A 17,726-nucleotide genomic window follows, 5' to 3' on the forward strand; every position below is an offset into this window, starting at 1 on the left:
GGTGACCGGATTATGCGCCTTTTCTATCACCGGCATGCCGGGTTTGATCCATTGACACCGCACGCGGCGCGAGTGCGGCCCCTTCCCTGGTAGGAGCCGCAGCTGCGACCACGGTGTGATGTGCCGCCGTAGCGTGATGGGAAATTGGCCAGCCCGGTCGACCCGCCGTCGATGCTGGTGGTGGATCCGCCCGAGCACACCCGCTACCGCAAGACCGTCGCACAGACGTTCACTCCGCGCGCCGTCGCCCGGCTGCACGACCGGATCGTCGAGAGCTGCTGCGCGCCGAACCGCACCGCTGGCCCGCTGCAATCGAGGAGATGCTACGTTTCGACAGCCCGGTGCAGATGACCAGTCGAACGGCCTTGTGCGACACCGAGATCGACGGCGCGCCGAGAATCGAAGCAAACGCACCGCACCGCAGACTCGCCAATCTGCGCGGCTACCAGCACATTCCGGTCGTCCTCGGCTCGTCACGCGCGTTCGTTCCCGACTCCGCACAGGTCAGCTAGCTTCAGGCAACCGAACGAACCAGCGACGTGCTACATATCACCGTAACGGCAAATCCTCAGCTATCGATTAGCCCCATGTGTGGACGCACGAGTCATCGCCCCCGCCCGCATATATCCGATAACGCAGTAGGGAGGGCATCGCCGATGAACACCGCAACGGCCCCAACAACTTTCGAAGACATCATCGAATCGCTGAACCCACTCCCGGCCTGCACCTTCCGCTTCGACGACATCCCCTGCCGACATCGCGCCGAATGGCACGTCCGCAAACGCGCATGCTGCCACCCCAGCGCCGCCGACCTCATGTGCGACACCTGCTACTTCCGCATCCACTACTTCTTCGACCTCGGCGTGCACTTCGAATGCGCCGGATGCGGCACGCGATCGACAACATTCGCGACCATGTACCCGATCGCCGCCCGACTCTGACCCGACCACGACCTCCGCGCCATCCGAACCCGCCCGAAGTCCGGACAAGTGCTCGCCGTGCGCTGACGCAGGCAACGTCGAGAGCCATCCTGCATGAGCGGATTCTCGATGTCGCCGACGGAGGGGGTGGGCGCTCAGAACTCGCCCGAGGTCGCTGGGTCCGCTAGCGCGCCCTCAGCGGTTCGTAATCGGTCGGTGAGGGCCGTGAGTAGGTCCATGGATTCTGTGGACAGGCCCAGCGCCAGGTGCACGAGGCGGCGTAGTGGGCTGCTCATGATCTGACCGGCCACGAGAAGGTCGTGATCACTGTGTCCAGGGAGGTAGTCGAGATTCACGGCGAGGTTCTCACAATCTGTCACTTGTTCCCGGATTACCCATCGCACGGCACGTGATGCCGTCGGACCTCGATGCGCAGGTGATCCGGTCCGAACCGCGCCGGCATGTGACGCACATCGCACAGACTCCTTCGCTGCGCCGTGGTCGAATGTTTCGCGGTTCGTCCAGCCTTCATTATGGACATTAGCGTCTAATATTCGGGCAAGTGGAGGCCACCCCTCCGATCGTCCCCTACTGGAGGGCAGAACAGTGGCGTTCGGCGACTATCAGAACGAGATCTATTTCACCGCGCTGAGTGGTCACGCGCCGGATTTCCCGATGGACTACGCGACGCTCGAGGCGAAGGCAGCGGCCGCACTGCCCGCGTCACTGCACTCCTACATCGCAGGTGGCGCAGGTGACGAGCTGACCCAGCGGCGCAATGCCGAGGCGTTCGCGGACTGGGGACTGGTGCCGCGGATGCTGGTCGGCGCGACCGAGCGCGATTTGTCGGTCAGCGCATGGGGACTCACCTTTCCGACCCCGATCTTCCTGGCCCCGGTCGGAGTGATCGGGTTGGTGGGCGATAAGCACGGTGATATCGCGGTCGCCGAGGCCGCCGCGAAAACCGGTGTGCCCGCTGTCTTCTCGACGCTGATGCAGGATCCGCTGGAGGAGGTCATCGGCCATGCCGGCGCGACGCCGAGCTTCTTCCAGCTGTACACACCCAAGGATCGCGATCTCGCCGCGAGTCTGGTGAGCCGGGCGGAGCAGGCCGGATATCGCGGCATCACAGTCACTTTGGACACCTGGATTCCGGGCTGGCGTCCGCGCGACCTGTCGAGCGGCAACTTCCCACAGCTGCGCGGGCACGTACTGAAGAACTACACCACCGATCCGGTATTCCAGAAGATGGTCGGTTCGGACGACCCGCAGTCCATCGTGCTGCACTGGGTGCAGACCTTCGGAAATCCGCTCAGCTGGGACGATCTGGCATGGCTTCGGTCGCTGACCGAACTGCCGATCATCCTCAAGGGCATCTCCCATCCCGAGGACGCGCGCCGCGCGATCGATGCGGGCGTCGACGGCATCTACTGCTCCAATCACGGTGGACGCCAAGCCAATGGCGGTCTGAGCGCGCTGGAGACACTGCCCGGGGTGGTCGAGGCATGTGCCGACCGGGTGCCGGTGCTGTTCGACTCGGGCGTGCGGTCGGGCACCGATGTGATCAAGGCGCTCGGCCTGGGTGCGACGATGGTCGGTATCGGCCGTCCGTACGTGTACGGCCTTGCGCTGGGCGGGGTTTCGGGTCTGGTGCACGTGCTGCGGATGATCCTGGCGGAGGCGGATCTGCTGATGGCGGTGAACGGGTATCCGGATATCGCGGCGGTGCGCGAGAATATTCGGCCGGCCACCTATGGCCGCTGACCCTACGGTGTCATCAGACTGATCAGGAACCGAGTCAGCACCTCGGTCAGCCCGGCGAGATCGGTCCGCGGATCTCCGGTGCTCCAATGGTGCACCAGCGCCATCAGCGCGCCGAAATATCCCGTCACGGCGGCGTGGTACCCACCGGGCGGGACGAAATCCGGTCCGAGCGCGCGCCGGAGCTGATCCTCGAAGAATGTCACCCACAGCTCGCGCTGCTCGAGCCTGCGCCGCTCCACCCGCTCGCTGACGCCGACGACCTCGACGTGCGCGATCCGAGCCCGTCGCGGGTCGCGGCCGATCGACTCCGCATAGGCCCGCACCGCCGCTTGGGCCCGGCCGACCACATCACCCGGTGCGGCCGCGTCCGTCGCCACGGTGACCGCCTGCCTGGCCTCGACCTGGATCGAGTCGTAGACCGCGATCAGCAGATCCATGCGGTTGTCGAAGTGCTCATAGAACTGGCTGCGCGCCAACCCGGCCACCCGGCACAACTCGGTGATCGAACTGTGCTGGTAACCGCTCTCCCCGAAGACCGCCAACCCCGCGGCCAGGAACTGCGCACGCCGCTGGGCACGACGGTCCGCGACGGGGCGTCCGTCGTACATCCGCGATGACGCAGCCACTAGTGGACAATACGGTCCTACCGGCGGGGAAGTCGACGGTGTGCGCTGGGAGCCGACTGCCACTACCGTAGGTCGGCGAGTCCGGACGCGATCGCTGGGAGATGAGCCTTGTCGTTATCGACGATCGAAACGACGGTGGTGCCGTCGGCGCCGGAGCGCCGCACTGTTCCCGCCGTCGCGTTCTGGACGATCTTCGTGCTCGGCGCGGTCGCCGGTGGTTATTACGTCGAGCAGGCCCTCGCCACGCCCGCGATGTTCACGCACCTGATGGATCTCAGCGTCTATCAAATCGCCGGGCACCGGGTGGCCGACGGGGTTTCCATCTACGACACCCCGCTGCTGGGCCACACCCGCGGCGTCTGGGAGTTCGTGTACACGCCGTTCGCCGCGCTGCTGTTCGTGCCGCTGATCGACCTCCACGGTGAGCCGTACACCTGGGTCGGCATGTTGGGGAACTTCGCGATGCTGACCGCGTCGGCCTGGGCGGCGCTGTCGATGCTCGGCTACCGCAGGGACCGGCGGCTGGTGCTGTTGGGTCTGCCGATCGCCGGACTGCTGCTGTGGTGCGAGCCGGTGCGCGAAACCATGGCCTTCGGTCAGATCAATATCTTTCTGCTGCTGTTGGTGCTGGCGGATATGGCGCTGCCCGACTCGTCGCGTTGGAAAGGCGTGCTGACCGGGATCGCGGCCGGAATCAAGCTGACCCCCGCCTTCTTCGTCATCTACCTGCTGGTCACCCGCCGATACCGGGCCGCGGCGACGGCGACCGGCGCGTTCGCCGCGACCGTACTCATCGGCCTCGCCGCCATGCCCAAGGATTCGCTGACCTTCTGGAGCGGCGCGTTCGCGGACCCCACCCGCGTCGGCGTCCCGGAGAATCCGTCCAACGAGTCGCTGCGCGGCATGCTGGCCCGCACCGTCGGCGTCGCCGGCAATCACCAATTGCTCTGGCTGGCAGGCGCATTCGCCATCGCCGCGATCTGCCTGTGCCTCGCGCGACGGTTGTCGCTGACCGGCCACGAACTCCCCGCCGTGGTCCTGTGCGGACTGACCACCACCGCGGTATCCCCGTACAGCTGGGTGCACCACTGGGTCTGGCTCGCCCCGCTCCTGATCTACCTGGCCGACCTGGCATTTCGCCGCCGCGGTATCGCCGCCCCACTCGGCCTCCTACTGGCACTGGCAGTCGCCTCGGGCGGGGTCTTCGCCCTCCTCGGCTCCGCATTCAGCAGCACCATCAACTACCCCTCGGACAAAACGTTCGGTCTACTCATCCACAACGCCTACATCTGGCTGACCCTGGCCCTCTTCACCACCGCCGCCATCCAGTCACGCCGCCTCCGCACACAAGCTGTGGAGCCGTCGAGAATGCGCTGATGCAGGGGCGGCGTTTGCCTGCGCCGGCGCATGGTGATCGCTTGTCCAGCCGGCTCGGTTCCCGGTTAGTACCGGCGGGGCTGGCCCCATTGGTCGGATGGGCGGGTCGGGAAGGTTGTGCCGTCCTCGCGGGGAGCGACGGCGTCGGCCGGGGCGATCATGTCCAGGTAGATCCAGCCGTCGCCATCTTGCACAGGTAGCTGAAGGCTGGCGATCCAGCGGCCGTCGATCAACCGGTACCACGCGCGTTGCTCGGCGGGCATTCGGCCGCGCAGCACCAACCCGTGCTTGCGCACTCCGGACGGAACAGCCCTGCTATCAGGCAGATCAGCGGACAGGACACGGTCTACATCGACATAGACCGGCCGCGGCGGCGAGAACGGACGCCACACCCGCCACCGACGGTTCTCGAACATACTTTCGAGTATGTCACTACCCGAGCAACCCGCGACCACGGGAGTCCACATACCGAGCCCACGCGTGCGGAGTGACCTGCGTCACGCACTGTCACAACAATCGGTCACGCGGTGTCTTGATGCCATACCCCTCGAGACGAAGGAGACACCATGACCGAGAACACCGATCTGGTCGTGATCGGCGGCGGATATGCCGGCGTTATGGCGGCCAATCGCTTGACGCAGCGCGACGACGTGACAGTGACTCTGATCAACCCGCGCGCGACCTTCGTCGAGCGGATCCGCCTGCACCAACTGGCGGCCGGGACCCATGAGACGGTCGTCGAGTACGGCAAAGTTCTGAACGAGCGGGTGCGACTCGTGGTCGACACCGTGACACGGATCGACGCCGCCGAGCGCAGCGTGATGTTGGCGACCGGTGGCACGGTCGGCTACGACTATCTGATCTACGCGGTCGGCAGCGGCAACGCCGACCCGAATGTGCCCGGAGCAGCCGAGTTCGCCTATCCGATCGCCACCTTCGAGGATGCGCGGCGGCTGCGGCCGGTCCTCGACGCCGCGCCCGCCACGACCGCGGTGACGGTTGTCGGAGCCGGTCCGGCCGGTATCGAGACCGCCGCCGAGCTGGCGGAGCAGGGCCGCCGGGTGACCCTGGTGTGCGGCGAGGTGCTCGGCCCGTACCTGCACCCACGGGGTCGACGCTCGGTGGCCCAGCGGCTGGACAAACTCGGGGTGACCGTGATCGAAGGCCCCGATGCGAAGGCGACGGCTGTGACACGCGATACCGTGCGGCTCAGTGGCGGCCACACGCTGCGGAGCACGGTGACCATCTGGACCGCCGGCTTCGGTGTGCCGGACCTGGCCGCCCGGAGCGGGCTGAGCACCGACGCCATGGGCCGCCTGCGCACGGACGAGACGTTGACGAGTGTGGACGACGCGCACATCGTCGCGGCCGGGGATTCGGCGGCACCGTCGGACCTGCCGTTCCGGATGGGCTGCCAGTCCGCGGTTCAGCTGGGCCCGCAGGCCGCCGAGACCGTGCTCAGCCGACTCGCGGGTGAGCAGCCCGCGACCATCGACGTGGGGTTCGCCGGCCAGTGCATCAGCTTGGGTCGTCGCGTCGGCATCTTCCAGTTCTCCGATAAACACGACACCGCCAAGTGGTACTACCTCGGCGGCCGCCCGGGCGCGAAGCTCAAGGAGGTCATTTGCAAGAGCACCGTCTGGCAGCTGTCGTACGAAGCACGCAAGCCCGGTGCGCGCACCTGGTGGGCCAAGGATGACAAGCGCCAGGAACTGCTGCAGGCCGAGCGCGGCGAGGCGCAGACCACCGCTGAACTGGCAAGTTGACGCATCGGTGTCCGGTTGACCAGCAACGGATCTGGGCTGCATGTCGTGCGGCGGGGCACGTTATCGCGGCGTGTCGCCGCACGACATGCGGCGATCGGCGGTCCTATGGGCAACGGATCGCCGTCGACTCGGCGTGTGCGCCGGGTGGTATCTCATGATCCATCGCACCGAACAGGTGTGGTCGAATCGAACGGCTGCCAACAATAAGGACCCTGCTGTGGACGCACGCGAACACGCCACCAACCCGGCGACCGAGATTTTCGTCGCCCACCGCAACCTGCTCTTCACCGTCGCCTACGAGATGCTCGGATCGGCGGCCGATGCCGAAGACGTCCTCCAGGAAACCTGGCTGCGGTGGGTGAAGGTCGACTTGGGGCAGGTAAGCGACGAGCGCGCCTACCTGGTCCGGATCACGACCCGGCAGGCGCTCAACCGGCTGCGCACAATGAAGCGCCGCAAGGAGTCCTACGTCGGCCCCTGGCTGCCTGAGCCGCTGCTCACCGCGCCAGACGTGGCCGAGGACGTCGAGCTCGCCGAGAGTATGTCGATGGCGCTGATGCTCGTCCTCGAGACACTGTCGCCGACCGAGCGGGCGGTCTTCGTGCTACGCGAGGTCTTCGACCTCGGCTACGACGAGATCGCGGCCGCCGTCGACAAGACCCCGGCGGCCGTCCGCCAGATCGCGCACCGCGCCCGCCAGCACGTCGATGCCCGCCGCCCGCGCTCGGTGGTCTCCCCGAGCCAGACTCGGGCGGCGCTGGAGTCGTTCCAGCGCGCACTCGAAACCGGGGACCCGCAGGGCCTGCTCGACGTGCTCGCCCCGGAGGTCGTGCTGATGAGCGACGGCGGCGGTATCAAGCAGGCCGCGCTGCGGCCGGTCATCGGCGCCGAGAAGGTGGTCCGCTTCATCATCGGCGGTACCGCCAAGTTCGGAATCACGCTCACCACGGCCCCCACCGTGGTCAACGGCAACCCGGCACTCGTCCTACACGTGAACGGCGAGATGGACGGCATCTTGGCGTTCCGTTTCGAGGACGCCCGCATCACCGGCCTCTACTTCGTCCGCAACCCGGAGAAGCTGACCCGCATCGCATCCGAGACCTCGCTCACCCTGCGATGACGTGGACGGTCGCTCAGCCGACCGCCGAGCGCAACGCCGTCCAAGAGCGTGAGAAGAGATCACTTCGGTAACGACGATGAATCGTCGACCAGCTCGAACGCGCTATAACTGCGGACGTGACGCAATTGCCGACGCTTGTTGTCATCAGCGGCCCGCCCGGGGCGGGCAAAACGACACTGGCCCATACCATCGCCACCGAAGTGGGATGCCCGGCGATCTGCCGACCTCGGAAGTGGCCGCGCGGCGAATCCGCCAGCGCCACCGGGACAACCCACTGCGACAAGCACATTCGGATCCGCAATCGAGAACGTCCATACCACCTGCGCACGCCTTCGACCGAGTATCGGTCGACGCCCCGTCGCTCGACGTCGACACCACCGACGGCTACCACCCCACGCTCGACGAGATCGTGGCATTCATCAACAACCGAATGCCGTCGCGGCAGTGACGTACGGCACCACAACAACCATCGCGAGAATACGAGCGGGATTCATAGCGGAGATCTCCTGCAACGCTGGGGGACCCGACCCGAACGGTGCCGGACATGACCCGCGGGATCTGAGCCGTATCGCCGGCGCTCGTCGTAGTGCTCGGGCACAATCGCATCGGACCGATTTCAGTACCGTGTGGAATTATCTGGAAGCGCCCGCGATCCCGCTGCCGAGGTACCTACAACGGCGGCGGCTCCCGGCCGATGACCACTAGCATCGTGAGCTGTGATCACCGTGGCCAGTTGGAATGTCCTGCATCGCGTGCACGCGGAGAACTGGGGCTCCGATATCGCGACACACTGGCCCGATGAGGCGGCGCGCATCGCGGCGGTGACCGCCTGGGTCGCGGACCGTACCGAACAGGTCATCGCCCTGCAGGAGGTCAGCGGTGACCAGCTGGCGAGTCTGCGACTCGCATTGCCCGGCAAGGATATTCACGCATTGCGCTATCCACGCGTGCCGCGACCACACAGCGGCACCAGCCCCTTGCGGGATCGCACCGAGCACCTCGTCCTGGTTGTCGACGGACCGGGCCGAGAGGTCGCCGCCGAATCCTTCGAGAACGATCCCGGCAACGGCGCGCTGGCCGTCGAGACGGCCGACATGGTCATTATCGCCACGCACGTCACCGGCGACCCGCGACGCACCCGCCAACTGGCCCGCCTCGCCGAACTCGCCACCCAGGATCGAGCCACGGTGCTGCTCGGCGACTTCAACATCGATCGCGACACCGTCGCCGCCGCCCTCGGCCCCGCCTTCACCATCGCCGACCTCGCACCCGATTCGGTCCCGACGCGCCCACGCATCTCGGATACGAAGTCGCAGTTCATCGACCACGTGATCGCGCGCGGCGCAGTCGTCGAGAACGCGGCCGTCGAGAACGTCGCGGGCATCTCCGACCACAACTACGTGCACGCGACCGTCCTCGAATCGCTTGTTGCCCAACATATTCCACCGAATTGAGCGAAGCTCGTCTGCTAACGACAGGCAGGAGAGTGCGATGCCGACGAAAGCCGTTGGTCAGCGGCGTCGTCCGACGCAGGAACGCGCCGAGGCGACCAGAGAGCACATCCTGGAGATCATCACCGACGAGCTGGTGGCCAACGCCCAGTTGGTGCGGGCTACCGACAGAGCACCCGGAGCGTGGCGAAGCCCCGGTCCGAAGGGGATGGTCCGGGGCTTCAGAAGTGTTATCGCACGGGCCGCTCGCCGGGTTAACCGCGCGCAACGGCGCGCCAGGAGGTCCTCGGCGGCGCTGGTGCCGGAGCGGAAGCAGATCCCAGTAGTCTGTGTGGCCATGGCACGGGATGAGCGCGGTGTGACCGCCCAGAGTGCGGACTTTGCTGCCTGGTACAACGAGGTGGTCTTCAAGGCAGGTCTGGTGGACCGAGGCCCGGCGAAGGGCACCATGGTCATTCGACCGTACGGGTACCGGTTGTGGGAGCAGTTGCAGTCCGAACTCGACCGCCGTATCAAAGACACCGGTCACGAGAACGCCTACTTCCCACTGCTGATCCCGGAAAGCTATCTCAGCCGGGAAGCCGAACACGTCGAAGGGTTTTCCCCGGAGCTGGCGGTCGTCACCCACGCGGGCGGTAAGGAGCTCGAAGAGGCGCTGGTGGTACGGCCGACATCGGAGACGATCATCGGCGAGATGATGGCCAAGTGGATCAGCTCGCACCGGGATCTGCCGCTGCTGCTGAACCAGTGGGCGAATGTGGTGCGCTGGGAGCTGCGGCCACGAATGTTCTTGCGCACCACCGAATTCCTGTGGCAAGAAGGCCATACCGCGCACGTCGACGAGGCCGACGCGCGCCGCGAGACCATGCTCGCCCTCGACATCTACCATGAGGTGGCGCGCGACCTCGCCGCGATGCCGGTGATCCCGGGCGAGAAGACGCCCGGCGAGCGCTTCGCCGGAGCGGTGGCGACATTCACCATCGAGGCCATGATGCGCGACGGCCGCGCACTGCAGGCCGGCACCTCGCACTACATGGGCACCAACTTCGCCACGGCGTTCGACATCCGCTACACCAGCGACGCGGGCCGAGAAGAGTTGTGCCACACCACATCCTGGGGCATGAGCACCCGCATGATCGGCGGCATCGTGATGACCCACGGTGATGACAAGGGGCTGGTGTTCCCGCCGAAGCTGGCGCCGTATCAGGTGGTGATCGTGCCGATCACCCGCGGCGACAACACCGAGGTCGAGAACGCGGCCGACGATCTGGCGCGCCGCCTGCGGGCAGCCGGTGTGCGTACCCACGTCGATGCCCGTCCCCAGCTCAGCCCCGGATTCAAGTACAACGAGTGGGAGATGCGCGGCGTACCGGTCCGGCTCGAGCTCGGGCCTCGGGATCTAGCGGCAGGCACCGCGATGATGGTGCGGCGTCTGGGCGAGGACGGCAAGCAGTCCGTGCCGCTCGGCTCCCTGCCCGAGGTGATGCCCGGGGTCCTGGACGAGTTCCAGGCGTTCCTGCTCGCCCGCGCGACCGAGTTCCGCGACAGTCACACCCACACGGTCGACAGCTGGGCGGATTTCGCCGATGCGGTATCGACCGGATGGGCGCGGGCATTGCACTGCGGCACGTCGTCCTGTGAGGACGACATCAAGACAGCGACCGCTGCCACCCCACGTTGTATTCCACTCGACGGCGAACCCGCGACCGGTGTGTGCGTGCGGTGCCGAGCGGCGTCGGCGTACGGCAAGCGCGTGATCTTCGGACGCGCCTACTGATCGCACAAGCCGTGCTTGTGCGCGTACACGACCGCGTGAATGCGGTCGCGCACACCGAGTTTGGCGAGCACCCGGGATACATGCGTCTTCACCGTCTCCTCGCCGACACCGAGGGCCGCGGCGATCTCGGCGTTGCTGCGCGCATCGGCCAAGAGCAGCAATACTTCTCGTTCGCGAGCGGTGAGTTGCGCGACCTCCGGCGGGGTCTGTGGCGGTGCGAGTGTGCCCGCGAAGCGCGACATCAGACGGCGGGTCATGGACGGATCGATCAGGGCGTCGCCGCGGGCCGCGATCCGGATGGCGGCCACCAATTCCTCCGGCGGCAGGCTTTTCAGCAGGAACCCACTCGCTCCGGCCTGCAGCGCACGGTAGAGGTTGGCGTCGCTGTCGTAGGTGGTGAGCACCAGGACGCGGGTGCCGCCCGCCGCGACGATGGACTCGGTGGCCGCGAGCCCGTCCAACTTCGGCATCCGCACGTCCAGAATCGCGACATCCGGTCGCAGCCGGGCGGTTTCGGCGATCGCGCTGCGGCCATCACCGACTTCGGCCACGCAGGCCAGGTCGTCCTGGCTGTCGAGGACCGCGCGCAGTCCGGAGCGGAACATGCTGTGATCGTCGGCGATCAGCACCCGGACCGGTGTGTTCACGACCCTCCGATCGGCAGGGAAACCCTGGTGTGCCAACGGTTTTCCGCCCGGTCGAGCCCGAATGTCAGTTCGCCGCCGAATAATTCGGCGCGCTGGCGGATCCCGCTCAGACCGCGGTGTTCGGCCGCACCGGCCACGTCGACGGTATCGGCGAGGGGATTCGTGGACTCGAGCACGACCCGGTTCGGCTGGTAGTCCACCAGTAGCTCGGCGTGCTCGCCGTCGCCGTGGCGCAGGGCATTGGTCAGCAGCTCCTGCACGATGCGATACAGCGTCAGATTCAGCGAATCCGGCAGCTCGACCGTGACGCCACGCACGGTGAATTCGACGGCCAATCCGGCTGCGCGCACCCGCTCCAGCAGGTCGTCGATATCGGCGAGTCCGGGCTGGCGCTGGCCGTCGTCCTCGCGGCCGTGCAGCAGATCGAGCTGGCGGCGCAGGTCGACCATGGCCGCCCGGCTGCTCGATTCCACCGCCGTCAACGACCGGGTGGCGGCGGCATTACCGGTGTCGGCCATGGCGATTCGGGCCGCGCCCGCATGGATGCCGATGGCGCTGACGTGATGGGAGATCACATCGTGCAGATCCCGGGCGATGGCCGCGCGCTCATCGGTGACGGCGCGGGCCAGCGCGGCCCGCTGCTCCTGTGCACGGAGTTTGGCCTGCTGCTCGAGATCGGCGATGTAGGCGCCCCGCGCCGCCGTGTACCGACCGACCAGCCACGGCACCACCCCGACCGACACCGTGGTCGCCACCAGTAACCGCCAATCGTGTGAGGTATTGCTGCCGACGAGCAGATGCGCGGCCGCGAAGCCGGTGCACAGGGTGACGACTGTCGCCACCGATTTCGGTCCGACCATCCAGGCTCCGGCCCGATATCCGGCCACCAGAAATCCGACATCGGCGAACCGGGCGGCGAAGCCGTGCCGGTGCAGCATCACGGCTTCGGCCAGCCGCAGCACCACCTGGGCAACGGCCACCGTGCCCGCGGTGCGCGGCGGGGCGGCCAGCGCGAGATCGGCCGAGACGATGCCGATCACCACCGCGGTGGCCTGCCACGGCGCCACCGCGAAGATCCCGTTCAGAACCAGCATCGCGGTATCGACCGCCGCGGCCACGACGGCGACCACCAGCGATTGGCGGGCCAGCGATCTGCTCACATCCAACAGTTCGCCACCACCTTCGCATCGTTTCGACAGTCGGGGACGAGCCGTCCGGGGGCGATCCTACCCAGCGCGAACCGCGGCGCCCGCGATCTCACTGTGCCCGGGCGCGCGGCGCGGCGCATCCCCCGCCCGGGGGACCGCCGATCCCCCGGCAGCGCGATGTTTTCGCAGGCCAGCGCCCGTAACGTGGCGGTACGGAAGTTGATCGGAGGAGCCATTGTGAATGGTGCGCAGTTGTTCATCTACGCCATACCGGCGTTCGCGGTACTCATGTTCGTGGAGTGGATCGACTACCGGCGCGATCCGGATCGCCCGGCCAACGGCCACTCCGGGCGAGATATGGCCTCGAATATCACCACCTATCTGCTCGGCCGATTCCTCAAGCCGGTCTTGCAGTATCTGATTCCGTTCTCGGCGGTGGTGCTCGCCGCCGCGATCACGCCGCTGCACCTGTCGCCGCGGAGCTGGTGGGTGTGGGTGCTCGGGCTGGTGGTCACCGATTTCTGCTACTACTGGGCACATCGCGCCGACCATCGGGTCCGGCTGCTGTGGACCGCGCACAGCGTGCACCACTCCAGTCAGTACTTCAATCTCTCCACCGCCATCCGGCTGCCGTGGGTGCATCCCGCAGCTACCATCGTGCGCGGATTCGCTTGGGTGCCAGCGGCTCTGATCGGCCTGCCGGCGTGGATGATCTTTCTGCTGCAGACCATCGGGTTGCTCTACCAGTTCCCGATCCACACCCAGCGCATCCGGACCCTGCCGCGCCCCATCGAGTTCCTGTTCAATACGCCCGCGCACCACCGGATCCATCACGGCTCGAATCAGCCCTATATCGACAAGAACTACGGTGGCGTGTTCATCATCTGGGACCGTGTGTTCGGCAGCTTCGCCGCGGAGAGCGAACCGATTCGCTACGGCCTCACCAAGAACATCGGCACCGACAATCCGCTGAAGGTCAACTACCACGAACTCGGCGCACTGATCAGCGATGTGCGCCATGCGAATTCATGGAAGGGCCGTCTCGGTTACGTCTTCGGTCCGCCGGGGTGGACCGAGCAGGCGCGCACCGACGACGCGGTCATCCCCGAGTCGGCGCCCGAGCGATCGGTCGTCGGGTAGCCGCGCTCAGGCGATCGGGTGGGTGTAGATGCGGATCGCGATGATTCGGCGGGAGTCGGCGGCGAATTCGATGAATGCGACACCGTAGGCCGAGTCGAGTCGGACGCTGGCGCTCACCGTCCGACCGGCGGCGATCAGCTTGTCCCACTGCATATTTCGGGCTCGATTGGTGAACTCTTCCAACGAGATCCGGGTGCCCGCGGGCAGTTCGATGATCGTGCGGTCACTGAGCAGTCGCCGCACGCGCGAGATATCGGTGGCCGCGGCGGCCGAGAACACCTCGGCCGCAGCGCGTTTGCCGGTCCGGCCGATGCCGCGCAATGCCCGCATCATGCCGAGCATGCCGCCGAAGCCCTGGTTGGCGATCAGTTGCGGACCCAGTTTCAGCGCCGCGCCCAGCCCGGGGATTCCGGTGCGCAGTAGCTGCACGATCATCGCGGCCAACTCCCAGTGCGCCGCCAGCCGCGTGATCTGCCAGGTGCCATCGTCCTCGACGAGGTCGTAGCGCAGATGCATCGGCACGGCCACGGCGGCGCCGGTCGACATGGTGGTCCGGATCAGCAGGTCCCGGACCACCGTCGGCGGGGCGATGAAGTCGTGCTCGACCTGGAAGGCGATGGTATTGGGGCCGATGAAGGTGTCGTAGAACCGTTCGATCGCGGCGCGGCCGATATGCGGACGCGAACCGACCGGATCGTTCACGGTGGCATCGGTGGCGAACAGCCCCACCCAGGCCGCCTTGTCGTGCGCCGCCACCGCGCGCGGCGACGCCCGGACGGCCGCGAGCAGGTCCTCGGCGGTGGAATCCAGCGGCATGACAGTTCCTCCTTGCTACTGCGTCACATAGTAGAACATGTTCTAATTTCGACGCTGCGATTCGATGCTACGGGCCTTCGCCGCCCACCGGCGGTACCGGGAGAAGGTCGCCGTTATCGGCCGATCGAAGGCGTTGATTCCCCTCGCTATCCGAGGCGGCGGTCATACAGTGGCGATATGGCGATCATCGATGCGTGGGCCCAGCATCCGACGGTGCGACTGCTCCAGCACGAAATGCTCGACTCGCTGCGCCGCTGGACCGGTGACACCATTCCGGACCAGCCGCCGCCGGTAGCATCGACGCTCGCGGCCATGGACGCCGGCGGTGTCGACACCGCATTGATCAGCGCCTGGTACGGGCCGGAGGGTGTGCTGATCTCCAATGACCAGGTGGCCGGTTTCGTCGCCGAATCCGGCGGCAGGCTGGTCGGCGTCGCATCGGTCGACCTGCGCAAGCCGATGGTCGCGGTGCGCGAGCTGCGACGTGCGGTCACGGAATTGGGCATGAAGGCGCTGCGGATCGTGCCGTGGCTGTGGGGACTGCCGCCCAATGACCGGCGCTACTACCCGCTGTACGCGGAATGCGTCGAGCTGGGAATCCCGTTCTGCACGCAAGTCGGGCACACCGGCCCGCTGCGCGCGTCCGAGACCGGCCGCCCCATCCCCTATCTCGACGATGTCGCGCTGGAGTTCCCGGAGCTGGTCATTGTCGGTGGCCACATCGGTTACCCGTGGACCACCGAGATGATCGCGGTGGCAACGAAATACCCGAACGTCTATATCGATACCTCCGCCTACACAGTCCGCCGGTATCCACCGGAGCTGGTGGCGTACCTGAAATCCCACGGACGCGGCAAGGTCCTGTTCGGCACCAACTTCCCGATGATCGCGCCGCAGCGAGCATTGGCGGGGCTCGACGATCTCGGCTTGGACGACGAATGCCGCGAGCTATTTCTTTCCGGAAACGCCTGCCGCGTCTTCGGTTTGGCGAAGTCGGCCGAATAACCAGAGGCCGAGGTCCCGGTAGACCGGCCACAGCGCGTCCGACCGAACGTGCGACAGCGGTATCGGCCGCCGGCGCGAAGCCGGACGCCGATACCTGTCACGTCAGGCCGGTAACGTGCCGACGCGGGTGCGGGGCGGGGCCTTGTTGGGTTCGGGGCGCTACGGAGCTTGTGCGCCCCATACCGCGTGTGAACCGGAGTCCCCGACCCGGTAGACCTGCACGAGTGCGGCACCGCCCGCGAGGATCGCCAGTGCCGCGACGAGTGCGGTTATCGCTCGCCCCAGCGGCTTCCCGCGTTCTGCACGCAGGTGGACGACGATGAGCATGGCGGTCACGAGCAGTAGGCCCACGACGAAGTAGATCATCGTGTTGCCGAGGTCGGCGTGCTTGTCGATGGCAGGGGATCCGCCGAGTTTGTGCTCGAGCCACTCGCCGGCGTCGGTTGTGATCGGTGTCAGTGCCACGGTGATCGCGGCCAGGGCGGTGATCAGCCAGATCAGTCGACGACGGGCGGCGGGCCATAGTGCCGCCATGATCAGCAGCACTGCGGTCAGTGGTACGAAGACGACAATGATGTGGACCAGCAGTACGTGGGCAGGTAGACCGTTGATCATCGACATGGGGCACACTCCTGGCGTTCGCGACCGCCGCGGCGGTCGCGGCCCGAGTATCTCTTCCCACTCACGGTTTACCGCGCCGAACGGTTCATCCGAGCAGTTACGTCCGGTTGGCGGCCGCGATGTAGTCCGCGTCGAGGACCTCCGTCGCCTCGGCTACCGGGTAGAAGCGATGCACGGTGAGCGCCGCGGCGAGCAGACGCGAACCCTTGGGTTCGCTCGGATCGATGCCGGTGAGTTCGGCGATGCGCTTGAGCCGGTAGCTGAAGGTATTGGGGTGCACGTGCACCTCGGCGGCGGCCGCCTTGCGATCGGATCCGTGGCGCAGATGGGCGTCGAGCGCCTCGAACAGGTGCGGGCGCAACAGCAGTGGGGCGATGCGGTCGGCCAGGCGATCACGGGCCGGGCCGGGGCGGGTGAGCTGGTATTCGAGCAACAGATCGTCGAGATCGTAGACGCCGCTGGGCCGGTTGAGCAGCCGGGCGAGTTCGGCCAGGTCGGTCGCCTCCTGAACCGCGTGCGGGAGCACATCGCGTTCGGCGGCGCGACGCTCGGCGAGGAAGACCTCGACGCCGAATTGTTCGGTGAGTTCGGTGGCCAGCCACTGATACTCGGTAGAGTCGGATCCGCTTGGTAGCAGGGCGATTCCGGTCGTGCCGTCGAAGGTGCTCAGCGCCTTGGCACCGGCGATGCCGTCCAAGGCCCGCTGCAGCACCCGGATGCGACGCCGGGTGAGCAGATCGGCGACCACGATCGGGTGGTCGTCCGGGCGGATGTGGATGGCCAGCACCGTATAGCGTTCCGCGAGTACGACATCCGCGCGCGCGGCCAGTTCCTCGGCGGGCCGACCGCGCAATAGCGCCGAACACAGTGCGCGGCGGGCCTCCCGCTCCGCGTGATAGATCGACTGCTCGACGTCGGTATACGCCTCCACCACAGCGACATTGATGTCACGCAGCAGATCGAGCAGCCGACCGCCGAAGGCGATCAGATCATTCATATCCTCGGGCGTGGCCACCGCCGCCGCCTGCAGGATCGCCTGACCCGAGCCGTGCACGGCCTGCAGCAACAGCCCCAACGGGATTCGGTCCTCGGCGTGCCGCTCGGCCACCGGGCCGACGAATTCGACCACCTCCGCACCGGTGAAGGCGCGCTGCTCCTGGATCGCACGGAAGAAGGCTTGGCCGCACGCGGCGATCGCCGGAAGCACCTCGTCGGTGAAATGCCCGTCCGGCAGATCGGCGGCCGGCGGTGTCGATCCCAGGCCCGCCGCGAGCATGCGTTCGGCGATTTCGGGTAACCGACGGACCAGTCGGGCGATTATCGGAGCGTCTCCGGACAGCGGGGGTAGGGCAACGGGCATGACGTGCACGCTACCAATGATGGCATTTATCAATAAATCTCGTAGCCCCCGGTTCGTTGTCTCCGGGCACAAGATTTCGGCGGATTATTCTCGTCCGCGTGCAGTGACAACAGACTTCCGATGACCCTGCTCACCTGCGTGTTCCACGCCCACTACCGGTGACACGGGTCACGGTCAACTCCATCCAC

At 66.7% G+C, this 17,726-nt stretch carries 18 protein-coding genes and 1 pseudogene; 12 read left to right on the forward strand and 7 right to left on the reverse strand.

Translation table 11 applies throughout. The annotated features are described in order from the left end of the window. Positions 1-347: 347 nt before the first annotated feature. The 3 genes from OG874_RS26655 (at position 348) to OG874_RS26665 (ending at position 2,684) form a co-directional block, all read left to right on the forward strand. Positions 348-512 (forward strand): hypothetical protein, encoded by a 165-nt coding sequence (locus OG874_RS26655; protein WP_330249869.1) that lies wholly within the window; start codon positions 348-350, stop codon positions 510-512. 144 nt (positions 513-656) lie between these two features. Further along, positions 657-941, forward strand: a complete 285-nt coding sequence (locus OG874_RS26660) for a hypothetical protein (RefSeq protein WP_330249870.1) — start codon at positions 657-659, stop codon at positions 939-941. Positions 942-1,526: 585 nt separating this feature from the next. Further along, the gene (locus tag OG874_RS26665; RefSeq protein ID WP_330249871.1) at positions 1,527-2,684 is read left to right on the forward strand and encodes an alpha-hydroxy-acid oxidizing protein; all 1,158 of its coding nucleotides are present in this window, start codon (positions 1,527-1,529) and stop codon (positions 2,682-2,684) included. Between the two features lie 2 nt (positions 2,685-2,686). On the opposite strand, the gene OG874_RS26670 is transcribed toward OG874_RS26665, so the two are convergent. Then, on the reverse strand, positions 2,687-3,310 hold the full coding sequence (locus tag OG874_RS26670; protein ID WP_330249872.1) for a TetR/AcrR family transcriptional regulator: 624 nt from the start codon (positions 3,308-3,310) through the stop codon (positions 2,687-2,689). Positions 3,311-3,418: 108 nt separating this feature from the next. Here OG874_RS26670 and OG874_RS26675 point away from each other — a divergent pair, with 108 nt between their 5' ends. Beyond that, positions 3,419-4,687 carry a glycosyltransferase 87 family protein gene (locus OG874_RS26675; RefSeq protein WP_330249873.1) on the forward strand — a complete coding sequence of 423 codons (1,269 nt, stop codon included), beginning with the start codon at positions 3,419-3,421 and terminating at the stop codon, positions 4,685-4,687. Positions 4,688-4,752: 65 nt separating this feature from the next. On the opposite strand, the gene OG874_RS26680 is transcribed toward OG874_RS26675, so the two are convergent. Beyond that, on the reverse strand, positions 4,753-5,103 hold the full coding sequence (locus OG874_RS26680; protein WP_330249874.1) for a hypothetical protein: 351 nt from the start codon (positions 5,101-5,103) through the stop codon (positions 4,753-4,755). Positions 5,104-5,253: 150 nt separating this feature from the next. Here OG874_RS26680 and OG874_RS26685 point away from each other — a divergent pair, with 150 nt between their 5' ends. The 6 genes and pseudogenes from OG874_RS26685 (at position 5,254) to proS (ending at position 10,801) form a co-directional block, all read left to right on the forward strand. After that, positions 5,254-6,453, forward strand: a complete 1,200-nt coding sequence (locus tag OG874_RS26685) for an NAD(P)/FAD-dependent oxidoreductase (protein ID WP_330249875.1) — start codon at positions 5,254-5,256, stop codon at positions 6,451-6,453. 154 nt (positions 6,454-6,607) lie between these two features. Continuing rightward, a complete protein-coding gene (locus OG874_RS26690) occupies positions 6,608-7,573 on the forward strand; it encodes an RNA polymerase sigma-70 factor (RefSeq protein ID WP_442943111.1) in 966 nt (321 codons plus the stop codon). A 116-nt stretch (positions 7,574-7,689) separates the two neighbouring features. Then, a pseudogene (locus OG874_RS44870) lies at positions 7,690-7,752 on the forward strand (hypothetical protein); the annotation flags it as partial. 26 nt (positions 7,753-7,778) lie between these two features. Then, a complete protein-coding gene (locus OG874_RS26695; RefSeq protein ID WP_330249877.1) occupies positions 7,779-8,021 on the forward strand; it encodes a hypothetical protein in 243 nt (80 codons plus the stop codon). Positions 8,022-8,289: 268 nt separating this feature from the next. Continuing rightward, on the forward strand, positions 8,290-9,027 hold the full coding sequence (locus tag OG874_RS26700; RefSeq protein WP_330249878.1) for an endonuclease/exonuclease/phosphatase family protein: 738 nt from the start codon (positions 8,290-8,292) through the stop codon (positions 9,025-9,027). A 334-nt stretch (positions 9,028-9,361) separates the two neighbouring features. Further along, positions 9,362-10,801, forward strand: coding sequence for a proline--tRNA ligase (gene proS, locus OG874_RS26705; protein ID WP_330257418.1), 1,440 nt, complete (start codon positions 9,362-9,364; stop codon positions 10,799-10,801). Here proS and OG874_RS26710 read toward each other — a convergent pair. After that, positions 10,795-11,448: a response regulator transcription factor gene (locus tag OG874_RS26710; protein WP_330249879.1), complete on the reverse strand. Its 654-nt coding sequence runs from the start codon at positions 11,446-11,448 to the stop codon at positions 10,795-10,797. The genes proS and OG874_RS26710 overlap by 7 nt on opposite strands. Next, a complete protein-coding gene (locus tag OG874_RS26715) occupies positions 11,445-12,608 on the reverse strand; it encodes a sensor histidine kinase (RefSeq protein ID WP_330257419.1) in 1,164 nt (387 codons plus the stop codon). The genes OG874_RS26710 and OG874_RS26715 overlap by 4 nt, the downstream gene beginning before the upstream one ends. A gap of 225 nt (positions 12,609-12,833) precedes the next feature. Here OG874_RS26715 and OG874_RS26720 point away from each other — a divergent pair, with 225 nt between their 5' ends. Further along, positions 12,834-13,736: a sterol desaturase family protein gene (locus tag OG874_RS26720; protein WP_330249880.1), complete on the forward strand. Its 903-nt coding sequence runs from the start codon at positions 12,834-12,836 to the stop codon at positions 13,734-13,736. A 6-nt stretch (positions 13,737-13,742) separates the two neighbouring features. Here OG874_RS26720 and OG874_RS26725 read toward each other — a convergent pair whose 3' ends face one another. After that, positions 13,743-14,552: a nuclear transport factor 2 family protein gene (locus tag OG874_RS26725; RefSeq protein WP_330249881.1), complete on the reverse strand. Its 810-nt coding sequence runs from the start codon at positions 14,550-14,552 to the stop codon at positions 13,743-13,745. A 177-nt stretch (positions 14,553-14,729) separates the two neighbouring features. On the opposite strand from OG874_RS26725, the gene OG874_RS26730 reads away from it, so the two are divergent. Continuing rightward, complete coding sequence (locus OG874_RS26730; protein ID WP_330249882.1) at positions 14,730-15,557, forward strand: amidohydrolase family protein; 828 nt, start codon at positions 14,730-14,732, stop codon at positions 15,555-15,557. Positions 15,558-15,716: 159 nt separating this feature from the next. On the opposite strand, the gene OG874_RS26735 is transcribed toward OG874_RS26730, so the two are convergent. Both OG874_RS26735 and OG874_RS26740 read right to left on the reverse strand, forming a co-directional pair. Beyond that, positions 15,717-16,178, reverse strand: a complete 462-nt coding sequence (locus tag OG874_RS26735) for a DUF2231 domain-containing protein (protein WP_330249883.1) — start codon at positions 16,176-16,178, stop codon at positions 15,717-15,719. Between the two features lie 97 nt (positions 16,179-16,275). Beyond that, the gene (locus OG874_RS26740) at positions 16,276-17,538 is read right to left on the reverse strand and encodes a PucR family transcriptional regulator (RefSeq protein WP_330249884.1); all 1,263 of its coding nucleotides are present in this window, start codon (positions 17,536-17,538) and stop codon (positions 16,276-16,278) included. Positions 17,539-17,726 lie beyond the last annotated feature (188 nt).

This window comes from Nocardia sp. NBC_00565 (genome assembly GCF_036345915.1).
Classification (GTDB): Bacteria; Actinomycetota; Actinomycetes; order Mycobacteriales; family Mycobacteriaceae; genus Nocardia.